Annotated in this window: 17 protein-coding genes; 5 read left to right on the top strand and 12 right to left on the bottom strand. The window is 62.5% G+C overall.

Annotation, left to right across the window (positions count from 1 at the left end; all coding sequences use genetic code 11):
* Together ACZ5BO_RS01555 and ACZ5BO_RS01550 are read left to right on the top strand one after the other, a co-directional pair.
* Positions 1–939 (top strand): MlaD family protein, encoded by a 939-nt coding sequence (locus tag ACZ5BO_RS01555; protein ID WP_464697903.1) that lies wholly within the window; start codon positions 1–3, stop codon positions 937–939.
* The gene (locus ACZ5BO_RS01550; protein WP_464697901.1) at positions 936–1,565 is read left to right on the top strand and encodes an ABC-type transport auxiliary lipoprotein family protein; all 630 of its coding nucleotides are present in this window, start codon (positions 936–938) and stop codon (positions 1,563–1,565) included. The genes ACZ5BO_RS01555 and ACZ5BO_RS01550 overlap by 4 nt, the downstream gene beginning before the upstream one ends.
* Before the next feature lie 72 nt (positions 1,566–1,637).
* Here ACZ5BO_RS01550 and ACZ5BO_RS01545 read toward each other — a convergent pair whose 3' ends face one another.
* The 5 genes from ACZ5BO_RS01545 to ACZ5BO_RS01525 all read right to left on the bottom strand — a co-directional run bounded on the left by ACZ5BO_RS01545 (position 1,638) and on the right by ACZ5BO_RS01525 (position 6,059).
* Positions 1,638–2,867: a nucleoside recognition domain-containing protein gene (locus ACZ5BO_RS01545; protein WP_025131728.1), complete on the bottom strand. Its 1,230-nt coding sequence runs from the start codon at positions 2,865–2,867 to the stop codon at positions 1,638–1,640.
* Between the two features lie 120 nt (positions 2,868–2,987).
* Complete coding sequence (gene gltP, locus ACZ5BO_RS01540; RefSeq protein WP_025131727.1) at positions 2,988–4,319, bottom strand: glutamate/aspartate:proton symporter GltP; 1,332 nt, start codon at positions 4,317–4,319, stop codon at positions 2,988–2,990.
* A gap of 742 nt (positions 4,320–5,061) precedes the next feature.
* A complete protein-coding gene (locus tag ACZ5BO_RS01535) occupies positions 5,062–5,526 on the bottom strand; it encodes an inhibitor of vertebrate lysozyme family protein (RefSeq protein ID WP_464697898.1) in 465 nt (154 codons plus the stop codon).
* 2 nt (positions 5,527–5,528) lie between these two features.
* A complete protein-coding gene (locus tag ACZ5BO_RS01530; RefSeq protein WP_003170804.1) occupies positions 5,529–5,693 on the bottom strand; it encodes a DUF1328 domain-containing protein in 165 nt (54 codons plus the stop codon).
* 81 nt (positions 5,694–5,774) lie between these two features.
* Positions 5,775–6,059 (bottom strand): hypothetical protein, encoded by a 285-nt coding sequence (locus tag ACZ5BO_RS01525; protein ID WP_464697896.1) that lies wholly within the window; start codon positions 6,057–6,059, stop codon positions 5,775–5,777.
* Positions 6,060–6,498: 439 nt separating this feature from the next.
* Between ACZ5BO_RS01525 and algB the strand changes: the two genes are divergently transcribed.
* Complete coding sequence (algB, locus tag ACZ5BO_RS01520) at positions 6,499–7,845, top strand: sigma-54-dependent response regulator transcription factor AlgB (RefSeq protein ID WP_025131724.1); 1,347 nt, start codon at positions 6,499–6,501, stop codon at positions 7,843–7,845.
* 10 nt (positions 7,846–7,855) lie between these two features.
* Complete coding sequence (locus ACZ5BO_RS01515; RefSeq protein ID WP_464697894.1) at positions 7,856–9,640, top strand: KinB sensor domain-containing domain; 1,785 nt, start codon at positions 7,856–7,858, stop codon at positions 9,638–9,640.
* A gap of 4 nt (positions 9,641–9,644) precedes the next feature.
* On the opposite strand, the gene ACZ5BO_RS01510 is transcribed toward ACZ5BO_RS01515, so the two are convergent.
* From ACZ5BO_RS01510 to ACZ5BO_RS01480, 7 genes are all read right to left on the bottom strand, one after another.
* Positions 9,645–11,264, bottom strand: a complete 1,620-nt coding sequence (locus ACZ5BO_RS01510) for an EAL domain-containing protein (protein WP_464701427.1) — start codon at positions 11,262–11,264, stop codon at positions 9,645–9,647.
* 76 nt (positions 11,265–11,340) lie between these two features.
* Positions 11,341–12,120, bottom strand: coding sequence for an N-acetylmuramoyl-L-alanine amidase (locus ACZ5BO_RS01505; protein ID WP_464697892.1), 780 nt, complete (start codon positions 12,118–12,120; stop codon positions 11,341–11,343).
* Between the two features lie 101 nt (positions 12,121–12,221).
* Entirely contained in the window at positions 12,222–14,447 is a 2,226-nt protein-coding gene (locus ACZ5BO_RS01500) for a GGDEF domain-containing protein (protein ID WP_464697890.1), read from the bottom strand.
* Positions 14,444–15,322 (bottom strand): endonuclease/exonuclease/phosphatase family protein, encoded by an 879-nt coding sequence (locus tag ACZ5BO_RS01495; RefSeq protein WP_025132042.1) that lies wholly within the window; start codon positions 15,320–15,322, stop codon positions 14,444–14,446. Before ACZ5BO_RS01495 ends, ACZ5BO_RS01500 begins: the two co-directional genes overlap by 4 nt.
* Before the next feature lie 11 nt (positions 15,323–15,333).
* On the bottom strand, positions 15,334–15,963 hold the full coding sequence (locus ACZ5BO_RS01490) for a thiol:disulfide interchange protein DsbA/DsbL (protein ID WP_025132043.1): 630 nt from the start codon (positions 15,961–15,963) through the stop codon (positions 15,334–15,336).
* Positions 15,964–16,159: 196 nt separating this feature from the next.
* On the bottom strand, positions 16,160–16,765 hold the full coding sequence (locus ACZ5BO_RS01485; RefSeq protein WP_025132044.1) for a c-type cytochrome: 606 nt from the start codon (positions 16,763–16,765) through the stop codon (positions 16,160–16,162).
* Between the two features lie 46 nt (positions 16,766–16,811).
* Positions 16,812–17,102 (bottom strand): c-type cytochrome, encoded by a 291-nt coding sequence (locus tag ACZ5BO_RS01480; protein ID WP_025132045.1) that lies wholly within the window; start codon positions 17,100–17,102, stop codon positions 16,812–16,814.
* A gap of 191 nt (positions 17,103–17,293) precedes the next feature.
* Between ACZ5BO_RS01480 and yihA the strand changes: the two genes are divergently transcribed.
* Entirely contained in the window at positions 17,294–17,935 is a 642-nt protein-coding gene (gene yihA / locus ACZ5BO_RS01475; protein WP_025132046.1) for a ribosome biogenesis GTP-binding protein YihA/YsxC, read from the top strand.
* The last annotated feature ends 293 nt before the right edge of the window (positions 17,936–18,228 follow it).

Below are 18,228 nucleotides of genomic sequence, written 5' to 3'. Positions count from 1 at the left end.
ATGGAAACCCGAGCCCATCATGTTCTGATCGGCCTGTTCACCGTGATCGTGGTGGCCGGCGCCTTGCTGTTCGGGCTGTGGCTGGCCAAGTCCAGTGTCGACAGCGCCTTCCAGGACTACGAGATCGTCTTCAACGAAGCCGTCAGCGGCCTGTCCAAGGGCAGCGCGGTGCAGTACAGCGGGATCAAGGTCGGCGATGTGGTCAGCCTGCGCCTGGACCCCCAGGACCCGCGGCGGGTACTGGCCCTTATCCGCCTGGGCAGCGAGACACCGATCAAGGAAGACACCCAGGCCAAGCTGGCCCTGACCGGCATCACCGGCACCTCGATCATCCAGCTCAGCGGCGGCACGCCCCAGAGCCCGAGCCTCAAGGGCAAGGATGGCAAGCCGCCGACCATCATCGCCTCGCCATCGCCCATCGCCCGCCTGCTGAACAACAGCAATGACCTGATGACCAGCGTCAACCTGCTGCTGCACAACGCCAACCGGATGCTCTCCCCCGACAACGTGACCCGGGTCAGCAAGACCCTGGACAACCTGCAGCAGACTTCCGCCAGCATTGCCGAACAACGTGGCGACCTGCGCCAGCTGATGCAGCAACTGGGGACCATCACCAAGCAGACCAGCGCCATGCTTGAGCAGACCACCACCCTGATGCGCAACGCCAATGGCCTGCTCAACGACCAGGGCAAGCAGATGTTCGGCAGTGCCGAGAACGCCATGCACTCCCTGGAGCAGACCAGCGCCACCCTCAACAAATTGCTGGCCGACAACCAGGATTCGCTGAACAACGGCATGCAGGGCCTCAACGGCCTGGCGCCGGCAGTGCGCGAACTGCGCGACACCCTGAGTTCGCTGCGGGCCATCTCGCGCCGCCTGGAGGCCAATCCCGGCGGCTACCTGCTGGGCAACGATCAGAACAAGGAGTTCACGCCATGAAGCGTGCCTATCGGCTCTTCGCCCCCTTGGCCCTGGGCGCAACCCTGGCGCTGACCAGCGCCTGCTCGATCCTGCCCAAGGGTGAGCCGCTGGATGTCTACCGCTTGCCGGTCGGGCAAAGCGCCGCCTCGCCTGCGGCCAGGGCTCAGACCTGGTCCCTGCAACTGCTCAAGCCCCAGGCCAGCGACGCCCTGAACAACGCACGAATCGCGGTGATTCCCCAAGGCAACCTGATCAGCAGCTACAAGGCTTCACGCTGGAGCGACCCGGCGCCGATCCTGCTGCGCAACCGCCTGCTGGACGGTTTCCAGCGCGATGGCCGGGTGCAGTTGCTGAGCACCGACGACAGCAATCTGCAGACCGACCTGGCCCTGGGCGGCGACCTGCAGGCGTTCCAGACCGAGTACCAGGGCAGCACGGCCCAGGTGGTGATTCGCCTGGATGCGCGGCTGATTCGCGGGTTTGACCAGAAGATCCTTGCCAGCCGGCGCTTTGAAGTGCGTCAGCCGTTGAGTGAGACCCAGGTGCCGGCGGTGGTGACAGGCTTTGGCCAGGCCAGCGATGCGCTGACCCGGCAGGTGGTGGATTGGGCCGTGGGGCAGGGGAGCCTGGCGCTGAAACGTTAAGGACCCTTTCCCCGGCAAGCCGGCGCCTACAAATGTTCTAGGCGCCCGCTTGCCGGCGAAGACCCGCTCAACTCAACCAAAGAACCAGTAGCAGACCCCGATCGCCGCCACCACGCCGGCGAATTCCGCCAGCAAGGCACAGCCCACCGCGTGCCGCACCCGCTGGATGCCCACCGCGCCGAAGTAGACCGCCAGCACATAGAAGGTGGTTTCGGTACTGCCCTGGATGGTCGCGGCCACCAGGGCCGGGAAGCTGTCCACGCCCTGGCTCTGCATGGTTTCGATGAGCATCGCCCGCGCCGCGCTACCGGAGAACGGCTTGACCAGGGCGGTGGGCAGGGCATCGACGAAGCGCGTGTCCCAACCGGCCCATTCCACCAGGTGGCGAATCCCGTCGAGGCCAAAATCCAGGGCCCCGGAAGCCCGCAGCACACCGATCGCGCAGAGCATGGCCACCAGGTACGGCAGCAGGTTCTTGGCGACATCGAAGCCTTCTTTGGCGCCCTCGACAAAGGCCTCGTAGACCTTGACCTTGCGCAGCGCGCCAACCACCAGGAACAGCATGATCAGGCCGAACAGCGTGAGGTTGCCGAGGATTGACGACAAGGACGCCAGGGCCGTGGCCGACAGGGTCGCCAGCAAGGCCATGAAGGCGCCCAGGGCCAGGGCACCGGGAATCAGATAGGCCAGCACCACCGGGTCCCACAGCCGCAGGCGCTGCATCACTGCCACCGACAGCAGGCCCACCAGGGTCGAGGCGCTGGTGGCCAGGAGGATTGGCAGGAACACCAGGGTCGGGTCCGCGGCGCCCTGCTGGGCGCGGTACATGAAGATGGTCACCGGCAGCAGGGTCAGGGAAGAGGCGTTGAGCACCAGGAACAGGATCTGCGCGTTACTCGCGGTGGTGGCACTGGGGTTGAGCTCCTGCAGGGCGCGCATGGCCTTGAGACCGATGGGCGTGGCCGCGTTGTCCAGGCCCAGGCCGTTGGCCGCGAAGTTCAGGGTGATCAGGCCCAGGGCCGGGTGCCCAGGCGGCACTTCCGGCATCAGGCGCTTGAACAGCGGCCCCAGGACCTTGGCCAGCCACTCGACGATCCCGGCCTTCTCGGCGATGCGCAGAAAGCCCAGCCACAGGGTCAGGGTGCCGAACAGCAGCACCATGACCTCGACCGACAGCTTGGCCATGGCGAAGATGCTTTCGACCATGGCGGCGAAGATCCCGGCGTTGCCGCCCACCAACCACTGCGCCAGGGCTGACACGGTTGCAACGATAAAAAAGCCAAGCCACAGGCCATTGAGCATCGGTCATATCCCTCGGAAGATGCGGCGAATGATAGCGGGGCGGGCAGAAACGACAAACCCCGGATTGACCGGGGTTTGTCTGCATCGCGGAACCGGCTCGCCGGCCCCTGCGCTGAGGTGTCAGCCTTTGGAGACTTCGCCGGCCGGCAGCTTCTCTTTGCTACGCCAGTGCGGCAGGGAGTTCCAGTAGCGCTGGCCCTTGGCATCGTCGTACATGCCTTCCCAGCGGGAGATGACCAGGACCGCCAGGGCGTTGCCGATCACGTTCAGGGCGGTACGCGCCATGTCCATCACACGGTCGACACCGGCGATGAACGCCAGGCCTTCCAGAGGAATGCCCACGCTGCCCAGGGTTGCCAGCAGCACCACGAAGGACACGCCCGGAACCCCGGCGATGCCTTTGGAGGTGACCATCAGGGTCAGCACCAGCAGCAGTTGCTGGCTGATGGACAGGTCGATGCCGTAGAGCTGGGCGATGAAGATCGCCGCGATGCTCTGGTACAGGGTCGAACCGTCGAGGTTGAACGAGTAGCCGGTCGGCACCACGAAGCTGCAGATGGCTTTCGGCGCGCCGTAGGCTTCCATCTTCTCGATCACCCGCGGCAGCACGGTTTCCGAGCTGGCGGTGGAGTAGGCCAGGACCAGCTCATCCTTGAAGATGCGCATCAGCTTGATCACCGAGAAGCCGAACAGGCGGGCGATCAGGCCGAGGATCACGAAGGCGAAGAAAGCGATGGCCACGTACACCAGGATCACCAGCTTGGCCAGCGGCAGCAGGGAGGCGAAACCGAAGTTGGCGACGGTCACCGCGATCAGCGCGAACACACCGATAGGGGCGTAGTTCATGATCATGTGGGTGACTTTGAACATGCTTTCCGAGACGCCCTGGAACATCTTCACCAGGGGTTCGCGCAGGTCCGACTGCAGGCTCGACAAGCCCAGGCCGAAGAGCACCGAGAAGAAGATGATCGGCAGCATCTCGCCGCGAGCCATGGCCGCGAAGATGTTCGACGGGATCAGGTTGAGGATGGTCTCGATGAACGCGTGTTCATGCTGCACTTCGGCAGCAGTGGCCTGGTACTTGGAGATATCCACGGTACCCAGGGTGCTCATGTCGATGCCTGCGCCCGGGTGGAACAGGTTGGCCAGCAGCAGACCGACAACGATCGCAATGGTGGTCACGACTTCGAAGTAGATGATGGTCTTGAGGCCAATGCGGCCGAGCTTCTTGGCGTCACCGACACCGGCGATGCCGACGATCAGCGAAGAGATGACGATCGGGATCACGATCATCTTGATCAAGCGGATAAAGATATCGCCCGCAGGTTGCAGGACGTTGCTGATCCACCAGGCCTTTTCAGCACTGAAATGATTGAGCAGCGCGCCGATCGCAATCCCCAGGACCAGACCGATGAGGATCTGCCAGGCGAGGCTTAATTTTGCCTTCTTCATATCATTACCCTTACTTCAGTTGGACTCGGGCTGATGCGCGAACTGGAACGCTCAATGGCGGAAAAGTTTGTGCATCGTCCCCCGTATAAGGTCATCCCGAGCGAGCAATTACGGCTCTCTGCAGGCGAAAAAAGGCGCAACTATTCCGATGCAAGGGAAGCGCGTCTAATGCCGTAAACGCCTACCCTATGCCGAATCGGCATGAGATTTTGCAAACAAAACGAGCGTCCCAACCGGTTCGAATACGACATTTCGGCAGGCAGAAATACCGTGAAACGGCCATTTCAGGCGGCGTGCAGGCTTGTCGGGAGGGTCAGGAAATGGTCTAAAAATGCTCAGGAAAGTTCTGATTCAGGCGCCTGGGATCGATCCGGATTTTCTACAAAGTTTCTCGATATACGGTCGCAGAGAAACAAGCGGAAACGTTTGATCGGAGTCAAAGGAAGATTTTTTCCCGAGAAATGACCGACGAGCGTATGCCGACGGCTCTAATACAAGTCTTTGCCGGTTCAAGCACGCCGCAGGTCCATCAAGTCGAAATCGACTTGGGAACCTGCGCCGCCGCTCTTTCCTGACCCGGCCCTTGCGGAGGCACTCCCTGTACCCCTAGGTCACTCCGATCACCTGTGGATCAGAACATCCCGGCCCCTTGGTCATGCACTCGCCCTCCTCGGGCGGTGCAACAGGCGCAAGCCCCTTGGAGGCTTCCTCCTATTCCTGGTGATGAGTCCACACCTTGAACTCAGTACCAGTTCGGGTCTTTCCTCAGCTGCTCCTTGAGCAAGGCTTGCATGCCTTGATCGGGTTTGCCGAGGAAACGGTAGTTGGCATGGCGGGTGGGCGACTTGTCTGCGGGCAGCCCCGCCGGCACGTCCACCAACATGGCATAGGCATGTTTCTTGTCGAAGCCGAAGGCGACTATCAAGCGCTGGCTCTGGCAGCTCTGGGCGGACTCACACAGCGGCCCTACCAGGTACTGATCGCCCTCTTCGGTCACGGCGTTCATTTGTTGAGCATCACCCGACAGGTTCATCACCCATTCGGGCAGGCGCTCTTCCTTGCGCACCACCTCCTGCCAGGTTTCACGAAACTGTGGATCCGAATCCAGCAGCTGATTGGCTCGCGACTGGCCATCATTGGCCGCCGACGCCAGGGTACTGATACCCAGCAACAGCGTGGCGGCCAAGGTCTTCAACGAGGCACTCATGGTCAGCCTCGGCCACGACGGCCAAAGAAGAACGAAGCGATGAACATCACCAGGAACACGACAAAGAGAATCTTGGCGATACCCGTGGCGGTGCCCGCGATACCACCGAAGCCCAGTACTGCAGCGACAATGGCAATGATCAGGAATGTGATTGCCCAGCTCAGCATGATGATTCTCCTTACTCTTCTATAGGGGGTGCTGCCGGTGAAGCCAGCCGGGCGCCGCAGGTGCGGGCCAGGCCTTGGTGCCTAGAACACCCAGCGCTCCTGACGGGGTGCGTCCAGCGCGGGTTGCGCCTGGTCGACCGCCATCAGTTGCAGGGGGGTGGCGTCGTTGAGCTGGCGGCTCATCGAACTGAAATGGGTTTGGGTAGCATGGTGCATCGGCAGTCGTGGAGCGGGGGCTTCACTGTCCTGCCAACGGATGAATTGCTGCCCGGCAATCAGCGTGACCAGCAGCGCAAGGCTGGCAAACAGGGCCTGCTGCAGATGCAGTGGCGAAATACGCAGTTGGGCAAGACGTTGGCGGTTCATCCTGAAACTCCTCCGACACCAGTGACGATGTTGTTATGGAAGCCATTGCGGCGCTTCTCGATAGGAGGGTTGTTGCAGTCTGCATGCCAGCTTTTAGGTTGAGATTATTTTCAATAAAATCAATTACTTACGATCAAGCAAAAGATGCTCCTCTTACGCATCCTGCACGATGCCCCCGAGCAGACCGTGCGAATTGCACGATCGCGCGACCGTTTATTGGATGCTTTTTGATCACAGTGGGAACTTTGCCGATCGGCCAGCAGCCTGATACAGACCCAGGTAACGTCTATCCTTGGCAAAACACCCAATAATTCAGACTGTTAGCCACTCCAGGCGGAGATATCCAACCCGCGAGCGGTGGAATCAATCAGAATCAACCTTGCAACTTGCCCGATTTTTCCGGGACTAAATAAGATCATTTATTAAAGGAGCCGAGGAAATGCAGTCAGCGCCGGAGAATCAGGGCCGCATCCTTCTGGTGGATGACGAATCCGCAATCCTTCGCACCTTCCGCTATTGCCTGGAAGACGAGGGCTACACCGTGGCCACAGCCAACAGCGCGGCCCAGGCGGACGCTCTGCTGCAACGCCAGGTGTTCGACCTGTGCTTCCTTGACCTGCGCCTGGGCGAAGACAATGGCCTCGACGTGCTCGCGCAGATGCGCACCCAGGCACCCTGGATGCGGGTAGTGATCGTCACCGCCCATTCCGCCGTGGACACCGCGGTCGACGCCATCCAGGCCGGCGCCGCCGACTACCTGGTCAAGCCCTGCAGCCCCGACCAGCTGCGCCTGGCCACTGCCAAGCAACTGGAAGTGCGCCAGCTCTCGGCGCGCCTGGAAGCCCTGGAAGGCGAGGTGCGCAAACCCAAGGACGGCCTGGACTCCCACAGTCCGGCCATGAAAGTGGTACTGGAGACTGCCCGCCAGGTGGCCAGCACGGACGCCAACATCCTGATTCTCGGTGAGTCCGGCACCGGTAAAGGCGAACTGGCACGGGCCATCCATGGCTGGAGCAAGCGGGCGAAGAAATCCTGCGTGACCATTAACTGCCCGTCCCTGACCGCCGAACTGATGGAAAGCGAGCTCTTCGGCCACAGCCGCGGCGCCTTCACCGGGGCCAGCGAGAGCACCCTGGGCCGGGTCAACCAGGCCGATGGCGGGACCCTGTTTCTCGACGAGATCGGCGACTTCCCCCTGACCCTGCAGCCCAAGCTGCTGCGCTTTATCCAGGACAAGGAATATGAGCGGGTCGGCGACCCGGTGACCCGCCGCGCCGATGTGCGCATCCTCGCCGCTACCAACCTCAACCTTGAGGACATGGTGCGCGATGGGCGTTTCCGTGAAGACCTGCTGTACCGCCTCAATGTGATCACCCTGCACCTGCCGCCCCTGCGCGAGCGCAGCGAAGACATCCTGACCCTGGCCGATCGCTTCCTGGCACGCTTCGTCAAAGAATATTCGCGACCGGCGCGAGGCTTCAGCGACGAGGCTCGGGAAGCCCTGCTGAACTACCGCTGGCCGGGCAATATTCGCGAGTTGCGCAACGTGGTGGAGCGGGCAAGCATCATCTGTCCCCAGGAGCGGGTGGAAATCAGCCACCTGGGCATGAGCGAGCACGTCACCAACAACGCCCCGCGGATCGGCGCCGCCTTGAGCCTGGACGAGCTGGAGAAGGCCCATATCGGCGCTGTCCTGGCCACCAGCGACACCCTCGACCAGGCGGCAAAAACCCTGGGCATCGACGCTTCGACGCTGTACCGCAAGCGCAAACAGTACAACCTGTGAGCAACACCCTATGAAGTTAGCGATGAAACTGCGCACTCGGCTGTTTCTGAGCATCTCGGCGCTGATGACCGTGGCCCTGCTGGGGCTGATACTCGGATTGGTCAGCGTGATGCAGATGGCCAGCACCCAGGAATCGCTGATCCGCAACAACTTCATCACCCTCGACCTGGGGCTCAAGCTGCGCCAGACCCTGGGGGACCAGCTGATCCTCATGCTCAGCAACAAGCCCGACCGTGCGGCCCTGGAAACCTCCAGGCAGCACTACCTGGAGCTGCTCGACCAGGGGATCGCCCACGAGCAGCAGAACCCGGGTCAAAGCGGTTTCACGCAGGCTCGCAGCGACTACCTGCGTTTTTACCAGGCCTTCGAACACAACAGCGCCCCCAACGGACTGAGTGACAACAACGAGCTGACCGAGCGCTTCAATACCTTGCGCAATGGGCTGATCAACGAGCACAAGCAGGCCCTGGACAACATCAACCAGGTGCAGCACCAGTCACGCGACCGGGCCCTGCTGGTGGCCGGCCTGCTCGGCCTGGTGGGCCTGGCGGTACTGATCATCGGCTTCATCACCGCCCACGCCATCGCCCGGCGCTTTGGCGGGCCAATCGAAGCCCTGGCCAAGGCCGCGGACAAGATCGGCGAAGGCAATTTCGATGTCACCCTGCCGATCTCGGCGGCAGCGGAAATGAACCTGCTGACCCGGCGCTTCGGCATCATGGCCGAAGCCCTGCGCCAACATCAGGCAACCAATGTCGACGAACTGCTGGCAGGTCAGCAGCGCCTGCAGGCGGTGCTCGACAGCATCGACGACGGCTTGCTGATGATCGACCGCCAAGGCCGCCTGGAACACCTCAACCCGGTGGCCCAGCGGCAACTGGGCTGGGACCAGGAGCGCCTCGGCCAGGGCCTGGGCAGTGCCCTGCAGCGTCCGGAGCTGGACGAGCAACTGCAGCTGGTGCTGCGTGGCGGCAACCTGGAACGGGCTCCGGAAGACCTGGATGTCGAGGTCGACGGCGAGTCGCGCCTGCTGACTTACAGCCTGACCCCGGTCAGCCACACCCAGGGGCATATTCTCGGCGCGGTGATGGTCCTGCATGACGTGACCGAACAACGGGCCTTCGAACGGGTCCGCAGCGAGTTCGTGCTGCGCGCCTCCCATGAACTGCGCACCCCGGTCACGGGCATGCACATGGCGTTCGGGCTGCTGCAGGAGCGCCTGCACTTTGCCGAGGAATCCCGCGAGGCCGACCTGCTCAATACGGTCAACGAAGAGATGCAGCGCCTGATGCAGTTGATCAACGACCTGCTGAACTTCTCCCGCTACCAGAACGGCCTGCAGAAACTCAGCCTCGCCCCCTGTTCCCTGGATGAGCTGCTGGAACAGGCACAGGGACGCTTCACCGAACAGGCTCAGCAGCAAGGCATCAACCTGCTGCTGGAGATCCAGGCGCCTCTGCCGCGCCTGCATGCCGACCGGCCACAGCTGGAACGGGTGCTGGACAACCTGATCGACAACGCCTTGCGCCATACCGCCGGCGGCGGCCAGATCCGCCTGCAGGCTCGACGCCACGGCGAGCGGGTGATCGTCAGCGTCGAGGACAATGGCGAGGGCATCGCCTACGGTCAGCAAGGACGGATCTTCGAACCCTTTGTCCAGGTGGGCCGCAAGAAGGGCGGTGCCGGGCTGGGGCTGGCGCTGTGCAAGGAAATCGTCCAGCTCCATGGCGGGCGCATGGGCGTCTACTCAAGACCCGGGCAGGGCACTCAGTTCTATTTGGCTCTGCCGCTGTAGAACGTCAGGCTTCATCGTCCAGGCGCCTGGCCACCAGGCGTCGCCCACGGGTGATCATCTCGGTGAACTGCAAGGCGCTCAAGGCATGGGCGAACAACCAGCCCTGGCCATAGCTCACCCCCTCGCTGCTGAGCAACAGCGCCTGGTCTTCAAACTCGATGCCCTCGGCAATCACCTTGAGCTTCAGGGCGTGGGCCATGCGGATGATGTGGGGTGCCACGCCGCTACTGGCGGCATCGTGTCCCAGGGCATCGATAAAGGCCTTGTCGATCTTCAGGCAGTCCACCGGCAGGCTTTGCAGGTAGGCCAGGCTGCAATAACCGGTGCCAAAGTCATCGATCAGCACCTGATGCCCGACATCGCGCAGAGCCTGCAGGTTGTCACGCGCCACCACCACATCGATCAGGCCACGCTCAGTCACCTCGAAGGCAATCTGCCGCGCCGCCACCTGGTGCAACGCTAGCAGCCGCGCCATGACCAGGCCGATACGCGGCACCATCACGTCGCAGGCCGCCAGGTTGACCGAGATGTACAGCTGCGGATTGGCTCGCAACACATGCCCCAGTTGCTCCAGCAGGCGCTGCAGGACGAAGTCGGTGATCTGGCGGATCTGCCCGGTATTCTCCGCCAGCGGGATGAACAGGTCGGGGCTGGTCAGGGTGCCATCCGGACGGCGCCAGCGCAGCAGGGCCTCGGCCCCCACACAAAGGCGGCTGCTCAGGTCGAAGATCGGCTGGTACAGCACCTGCAGCTCTCCGCGCCGCAAGGCCCCCTGCAACTCCGCCCCCAATGACAAGCGCTGGCGTGCCAGCTGATAGACCAGGCCGCCGATGAACAGCGCGAGCAACAGGCTGATCGGCAACAGCCACCACCAGCCGTCCAGCAGCTTCGCTTGCATGCTGGCCCGGGGGGTCACCAGCACCAGCTGATACTCGGGGTTCTGGGTCGGCATGCGATAGACCAACAGGTCAGGGGTGACCTGCAACGGCCCGTCGCGACCGCCCCGCCAGGGCTCCACAGGCGGCCATGCCCGGGCCGGGCCCAGCACCGGGATCGCCCGGGCCCCGTGATCCACCACCACCATCAGGCTACCGCCTGCCGGCAGGTCGACCACATCGGTCAAATGCCCGCGGGAAGTGGCCACGCGAAAATTGCCCCGGCCCAGCATCAGCGCGGCGAGGTTCTCGTTGGGCTGGGTCGAGGTATTGAGCCAGTAGCTGTAGGTCGGCCCATGAATGTCCGGGGCCCTGAGGGAGGGCCGCAGGTTCTGCCGTGGCCAGTTGGAACAGGTTTGAGTGGCATCCATGTAGACCGCTTCATATATGAAGCGGTAGCTGTAGCTGACCTGCTGCAGGATCGCGATCATGTCCGCATTGCACTCGCGCAGCGGCTGGGCCTCCAGCGCGTCCAGGCCTTCGCGCAGTTGGCCGAACAGTTGCTCCAGACGCTCCAGGAAACGCTGGCCCTGGGCATTCATCTGCTCGCTTTCCCGTTGCTGGACCTGATGCATCGCCACCCCGGCGCTGCCCAGCACCAGCACCGCCGCACTCAACACAGCCGCCAGCGTCGCCAGCAACCAAGGGCGATGGAACCAGGTACGCAGGGGCTCGCGAGCGGCCAGCATCATGGGAGATCCGAAGGATTACCAATGAGTTATAGCAACTGATTGGGCAATCGGCGCGGACCGTCCGGCGGCGTCATTATTTTGTCTGGTTGAGGACCATCAGGATCGCCGCGCTCTGCGCATCCGGCGTGCCATCGAAGAGGGTCGGTCGGTAGTGCATCTGGAAGGCTGCCAGCACATTCCGGGTCGCAGTATCCAGTTCACCGGTCTGCGGGGTGGTGTAGCCCAGCTGCGCCAGTTGCTGCTGGAACCAGCTGACGCTCGGCAGGCTCGCGGCAAATGCCGCCTGCTGGGCCGCCACCGCCTGAGCGTTGGGCCACAGGCCAAGCCCGGCATCGGCCAAGCGTTTCCAGGGGAACAGCGGGCCCGGATCGAGCTTGCGCTGGGGCGCGATGTCACTGTGGCCAATGATGTGACGCGGGGAGATGTTGTTGCGCTTGCTGATGTCCTTGAGCAGCACGATCAGGTTCTGCACCTGTGCTTCGCTGTAGGGGTACCAGAGCCGGCCGGTGGGGCCGTCACGGAAACCCGGGTTGACGATTTCGATACCAATCGAGCTGGAGTTGAGCCAGGTGCGGCCCTGCCACTGGCTTTCGCCGGCGTGCCAGGCACGGTACTGCTCGTCCACCAGCTTGTAGATGGTGGCGGACTTGTCGTCGCCAATCAGGTAGTGACTGCTGACCTGCCCGTGGGTCAGCAAGGCCAGGGAGCGCTCCAGGGACGCCGAGGTGTAGTGCACGATGATGAATTGGGCACGCTGGTCGTAGTTGACCGATGGATGGCTGGTGTCGATGCGTGGGCCGCTGGAACAGCCGGCAAGAAGCAGGAGCGAGAAAGCGAGGACGAGAAGTTTCATGGCAAAGGGCAGTACGCTGAAAACGGGAATGCAACAGTGTAACGTACTGATCCCGGCACAATGGGCAAAACAATGCTTTCAGACAGGAAGCAGCAGGCGCTTCAGCCTGCCTCCACTCGGTTGCGCCCCGCATCCTTGGCCCGGTACAGCGCCTGATCGGCTCTTTTGATCACCAGTTCACTGCGATCACCGGCCTTGAACGCACTCAAGCCGACCGACACGGTTATGGTCACCGGCTCGCCCTTGAAGTGAAACGGGCAGGCCTCGATCGCCGCTCGCAGGTTTTCCACCAGGCGCACACCCGCCGGCCACGGGGTATTGGGCATCAGCAGGACAAACTCCTCGCCGCCAAACCGGGCGATGAAGTCGTTGCCCCGCAGACGCTTGCGCAGCACAGTGGCGATGATCTTCAGCACCTTGTCGCCGGCCAGGTGACCGTAGTTGTCGTTGATCCGCTTGAAATGATCGAGGTCGAGCATGGCCAGCAGCAGGCTGTTGCCGTGTTGCTGCCATTGCGCGACTTCATGTTCCAGGCGCTCGCTCCAGGCCGCACGATTGGGCAGGCCGGTCAGCGGGTCGATCAAGGCTTTCTGGCGCTGCTCTTCCAGGTGCTCACGATAGCCCTGGGCTTCCTGCTCCATGCTCGAGACTCGCTCCGCCAGGCTCTGCAAGCGGGCGGCCACCTCCTTCTCGCGCTCCTCGCGCTGCTGTTGATGCTGGTCCATGGTGCCCAACAGGCCTTCCAGATGGCTTTCCAGTACCTGTTTCAGGTCATCCAGGTCAGCCGCGTCCTGCACGCTGCTCTGCAGCCCATCGACCTGCTCACGGATCTGGGTGTCCATGGCGCGCGCTGCCGAATGGCTGTCGGCATGACCGTCGCTGGCGGCCTGCAGGTTGCTCTGGAAAGCCTCCAGGCGCTCGTTGAGGTGCTTGAGGTAGTTCTCGAACTCATGCTGGCCCGAATCGGTGATTGCCAGCATCAACACCGCCAGATCATCGAGGATCGGCAACAATTCGTACCAGTTCAGACCATGTTGCAGACGATCACGCATGGCCTCGGCCTGGGGCCGGTGGCGCTCCGGCAGGCTCAGGTCATCGAGCAAGCCCAGCAGGGTGTCCTCGATGTGCTTGGCCACCGAACTGTAGGAAGGCTCGGGGGAGTCGGGCAGCGCGTAAAGCACATCCTGCTCCGGCTGCTCCGGATCGATGGCGGCCAGAGCCTCGGCCATCACCGCCGGTAACGGCAGGCTGTCGAGCAACACCGCAGGCGGCACCCGCGGAACGGGTAGCAATTCGTCGGGGTTGAGCGGGGCAGGCTCGACCGCAGCCTCGGCCACGGGCCCAGGTGGCGCCTCCACCGAGACGGCTTCGTTGGCGGCCAGCGCCACGGGCTCCAGCTGTGCAGGCACAGGTTCTGGAGGTTCATCCTCAATCCGCGGGGCAGGCTCGGGTTCGGGCACTTGGGCCTGTTCCAGAACGGGCGGCACGACTGCCGCGACCGGCGCTTGGGGAGGCATGCTGACGGCTTCGGGCTCAACACTCGTGACCGGTTCGATAGCAAGTTCCGGCGCGACTTGCGGCTCTTCTCTGGTCGGCGCCGGTGCTACGGGTGCTACGGGTGCGGGTGCGGGTGCGGGTGCGGGTGATTGAACGATTTCGGGGGCTTGGGCAACAGGCGTCTGGTAGTGCTCGCGCACCGTGGCATCCGCGACCTCGACCTCTTCCGGCTGCGTGCGGACGTCTGGAGCAGGCAGTGCCGCTGGTACTTGCACAGCCTCCACCGGAGGAGTGGCCTCAGCGCTATCGCGGGCACCGAACAATCGTTGCAGCAGGCTCGGTCGCCCCGGCTCGACCGGGTTTTCCAACTGACCCAGGGCCTTGCCCTGCAGATTGCTCAGCTCCCCCAGCAGCAGGGGAATTTCCCGCGCCTGGCCTACCCGGCTGTCCAGCTGCTTGGCGAACGCCTTGAGCGGCCGACTGACCTCTCGGGGCAGGGGCAGGGACTGCAATTGGGCAACCAGGGCAGTCAGGGCACTGCTCATCTGATCGACTCGGGTTTCCCGGCGCTGCTCAGAGTCCAGCACGGCTTTTTCCAGCCGCGGCAGCAAGGCTGCCAGGCCCGCATCCATGTCATCGGTGCGGATCACCTCGCGCATTTCCTTCATGCACTGGTCGACCGCGCGATCGGTGCCCTCCGCCGCCAGGGTGCTGCGCACCAGCCCGCGGCGCAGCAAGTCCAGGCGAGCAGCCCAACGGCGCTCAAGCTTGTCCTGCTGTTCGATGCTCTTGAGGTATTTCTCTTTCCAGCGCTGGGCGTCGTCGCTCATTCATCGGTTCCGCGAGGGGCAGGACTCAACGCGGGCAATGCATCAGCCGTGAGCGAACCCGGCAGACGAATCTCTACCGCGACCGGCAGGTGATCGGATATGGGTTGGGCCAGGACTTCGACTCGCTCCAGGGTCAGGCTGGGGCTGAGCAGGATGTGGTCCAGGCAGCGTTGCGGCCGCCAGCTGGGGAAGGTCGCCTGCAGTTGCGGCGCCAGCAGGCTGAGATCGCGCAAGGGGGAATGCTCCAGCAGATCGCTGGCGTGGGTGTTCATGTCACCCATCAGCACCTGATGCTTGTAGCCGCCGATCAACTCGCGGATATACGCCAGTTGCCGGGTGCGAACCCGGGCACCGAGCGCCAGGTGCATCATCACGACCACCAGCGCGTCAGGGCCTTCGCCGAAACGCACCAGAATCGCACCACGCCCCTTGGGACCAGGCAGCGGGTGGTCTTCGATGGCCCAGGGCCGCAAGCGACTGAGCACGCCGTTGCTGTGCTGAGCCAGGCGCCCGAGATTGCGATTGAGCTGTTGATACCAGTAGGGGAACGCACCCAGCTGGGCCAGGTGCTCCACTTGATTGACGTAGCCTGAACGCAGGCTCCCGCCATCGGCTTCCTGCAGGGCCACCAGGTCGAAATCCCCCAACAGGCTGCCAATCTTCTGCAGATTGCCCGCCCGCCCGTTATGGGGCAGCAAGTGCTGCCAGCCACGGGTCAGGTAGTGACGATAGCGTTCGGTACTGATCCCGACCTGGATATTGAAACTGAGCAAGCGCAGGCGACTGTCCGCCGGCAGGCCGCTAGACGCTAAATGATGTTCGTTGACCTGCGGATCATGCAGGCCAACGATGCGTTCCGAGCCCCAGCGCGGCATGGCGGCGGCGCTTACTTGGCTGCGCGCTCTTTGGCGATCAACTGGTCGGCCACGCTCAGCGCGCCTTCAGGACCACCGGCGGTGCCCAGGTCGAAGCGATACTTGCCGTTGACCACCATGGTCGGTACGCCGGTGATCTGATAGGCCTGGGCCTTCTTCTTGGCGTCTTCGACCTTGCCTTTGACGGCGAAGGAGTTGTAGGTGCTGAGGAACTTGTCCTTGTCGACGCCTTCGGTAGCCAGGAACTCGGCCATCTCTTCCGGAGTGGCGAGTTTCTTGCCGTTGTGGACGGCTTCGAATACGGCCTTGTGGACCTTGTGCTCTACGCCCATGGCTTCCAGGGTGATGAACAGTTGGCCATGAACGTTCCAGATACCGCCGAACATTGCCGGGATACGCACGAAGTTGACGTCGGCCGGAAGCTTTTCAACCCAGGGATTGATGGTTGGTTCGAAGGCGTAGCAATGCGGGCAGCCGTACCAGAACAACTCCACCACTTCGATCTTGCCAGGCACCGCAACCGGAACGGCGCTGCTCAACTCGACATATTGTTTACCGGCCTCGACCGGTTCGGCGGCTTGAGCGGTCACGCCGAATAGGCTGGCAGTGACGAGAGCGGCGCTGAGAATCAGATTACGCATGCTTTACTCCTGGACAATTTTGGCGCCTCGCGCGACCTGAGTTCAGACAGATCATGGCGGGCTTGAGTTCGCTAGTGTAGCGGCAGACGCCATAAAAAAGGGCGGCCTGAGCCACCCTTTATGCTTGCATCGTCAGATTAATCGATCATTAACGTGCCGTGGCTTCGCATCCTCGGCAGGCCCGATCGAACCAACCTCAGTGCAGGCCCTGAATATAGCTGGACACCGCTTCGATGTCCTTGTTGCTCAGCTTGCCAGCGATGCTGCGCATGACCAGGGTGTCGCCGTCGTTGGTGCGGTTGCCTTCGCGGAAGTCGGTCAGTTGCTTGGCCACGTATTGTGCGTGCTGGCCGCTCAGATGAGGGAAGCCGGCCGCTGCGTTACCCGCGCCGTTTGGCGAGTGGCAACCGGTGCAGGCTGGCATGCCCTGATCGAGCTTGCCGCCACGGAACAATTCCTCGCCCCGGGCCACGACTTTCGGATCTGCCGCGCCGACACTGCCTTTCTGGCTGGCGAAGTAGGCGGCGATATCAGACATGTCCTGATCGCTCAGGTTGGTCAGCAGGCCGGTCATTTCCAGCACCTGGCGCTTGCCCGACTTGATATCGTGCAACTGCTTCTCCAGGTACTTTTCCCCCTGACCCGCCAGCTTTGGAAAGTTTGGCGCCATGCTGTTCCCATCAGGGCCGTGGCAAGCGCCACAGACTGCGGCTTTCGCCTGACCGGCAGCAGCGTCGCCTGCGGCATGGGCGACACCTGTGATGCCCAAGGTCAACAGCAGACTCACGAGTAATTTGTTCATCAGCTAATCCAACTACGGCTAAGGGTTAAAGAGTTATGGACCGGGATCACTCGCTCATCCAATGGATGATGACTCGGTAATCCTCGGCACTGCAGTCCATGCACAAACCACGCGGCGGCATCGCCTTGAAACCCTGGGTCACGTGTTGCACCAGCGTCTCCATACCTTGCGCCAACCTCGGCGCCCAAGCTTCCTGGTCGCCCTTGCGGGGCGCCGTGGGTAGTTGGCCGGAATGACAAGCCCCACAAACACGGTTGTACACAGCTTCCGGATCCTGTGTAGCCTGAGCGCTGTAAAGCGGCATCAAGACACCGGCAGCTAGCAGCCATTTCGTCATAAAACGACCTTTTCAGGGTTGAGAGCGTGATGCGTTCTAATGCGCATTCAAGGTTTATCGCTCTCGTGAACTTCATCCTACGCTGGGACAAAGCGCACACAAAATCTGCGGCATTATATACTGGCGCTACTGAAACGGAAACGACACCGCTCGCCGCGTCCACTCTCGGCATCGCCCCTATCGGAAATCCCATGCAACTCAAGAACCCCATCCTCGGTCTGTGCCAACAGGCTACCTTCATGCTCAGTGCCGCCAAAGTCGATCAATGCCCTGACGACGAAGGCTTTGAAGTGGCCTTTGCCGGGCGTTCCAACGCTGGCAAATCCAGCGCCCTGAACACCCTGACCCACGCCAGCCTGGCCCGCACCTCGAAGACCCCGGGGCGCACGCAGTTGTTGAACTTCTTCAAGCTAGACGACGATCGCCGTCTGGTCGACCTGCCGGGCTACGGTTACGCCAAAGTGCCGATCCCGCTCAAGCAGCACTGGCAGCGCCACCTGGAAGCCTACCTGGGCAGCCGCGAGAGCCTCAAAGGCCTGATCCTGATGATGGACATCCGTCATCCCATGACCGACTTCGACCTGCTGATGCTGGACTGGGCCGTGGCCAGCGGCATGCCGATGCACATTCTGCTGACCAAGGCAGACAAGCTGACCTACGGCGCGGCCAAGAACACCCTGCTCAAGGTCCAGTCGCAGATCCGCAAGGGCTGGGGCGAAGCGGTCACCATCCAACTGTTCTCCGCGCCCAAGCGCATGGGCCTGGAAGAGGCATACACCGTACTGGCGGGCTGGATGGAACTGGCTGACAAAGGCACCGAAATCGAGGCCTGAGAGACGTAGGGAAAATTGCCTGGAGGATGATCAGGCAAGGCAAAAGCGCGGTGCGAAAGCGGAGTTTACCGGCTGTAAATGAGCATTTCGCGCCGCGCTTTTAACGCAGCATGATCATTTCCCAGGCGATTTTCAGGCAAAAAAAACCCCGGACTTCGTATGGGGAGGGGGAAGTTCGGGGTTCAAGTTCTAGACCGCTAGGGCGGGGTCCAGATATCTGCCAACACTTAACACAACATAGGAGCATCGAAGGGCTTCACCAGCCATTCAGTAACTCTGAGTGGGCGTTCACC

Source organism: Pseudomonas sp. FFPRI_1 (assembly GCF_055384485.1).
This window is presented reverse-complemented; position numbering and strand designations above follow the sequence as displayed.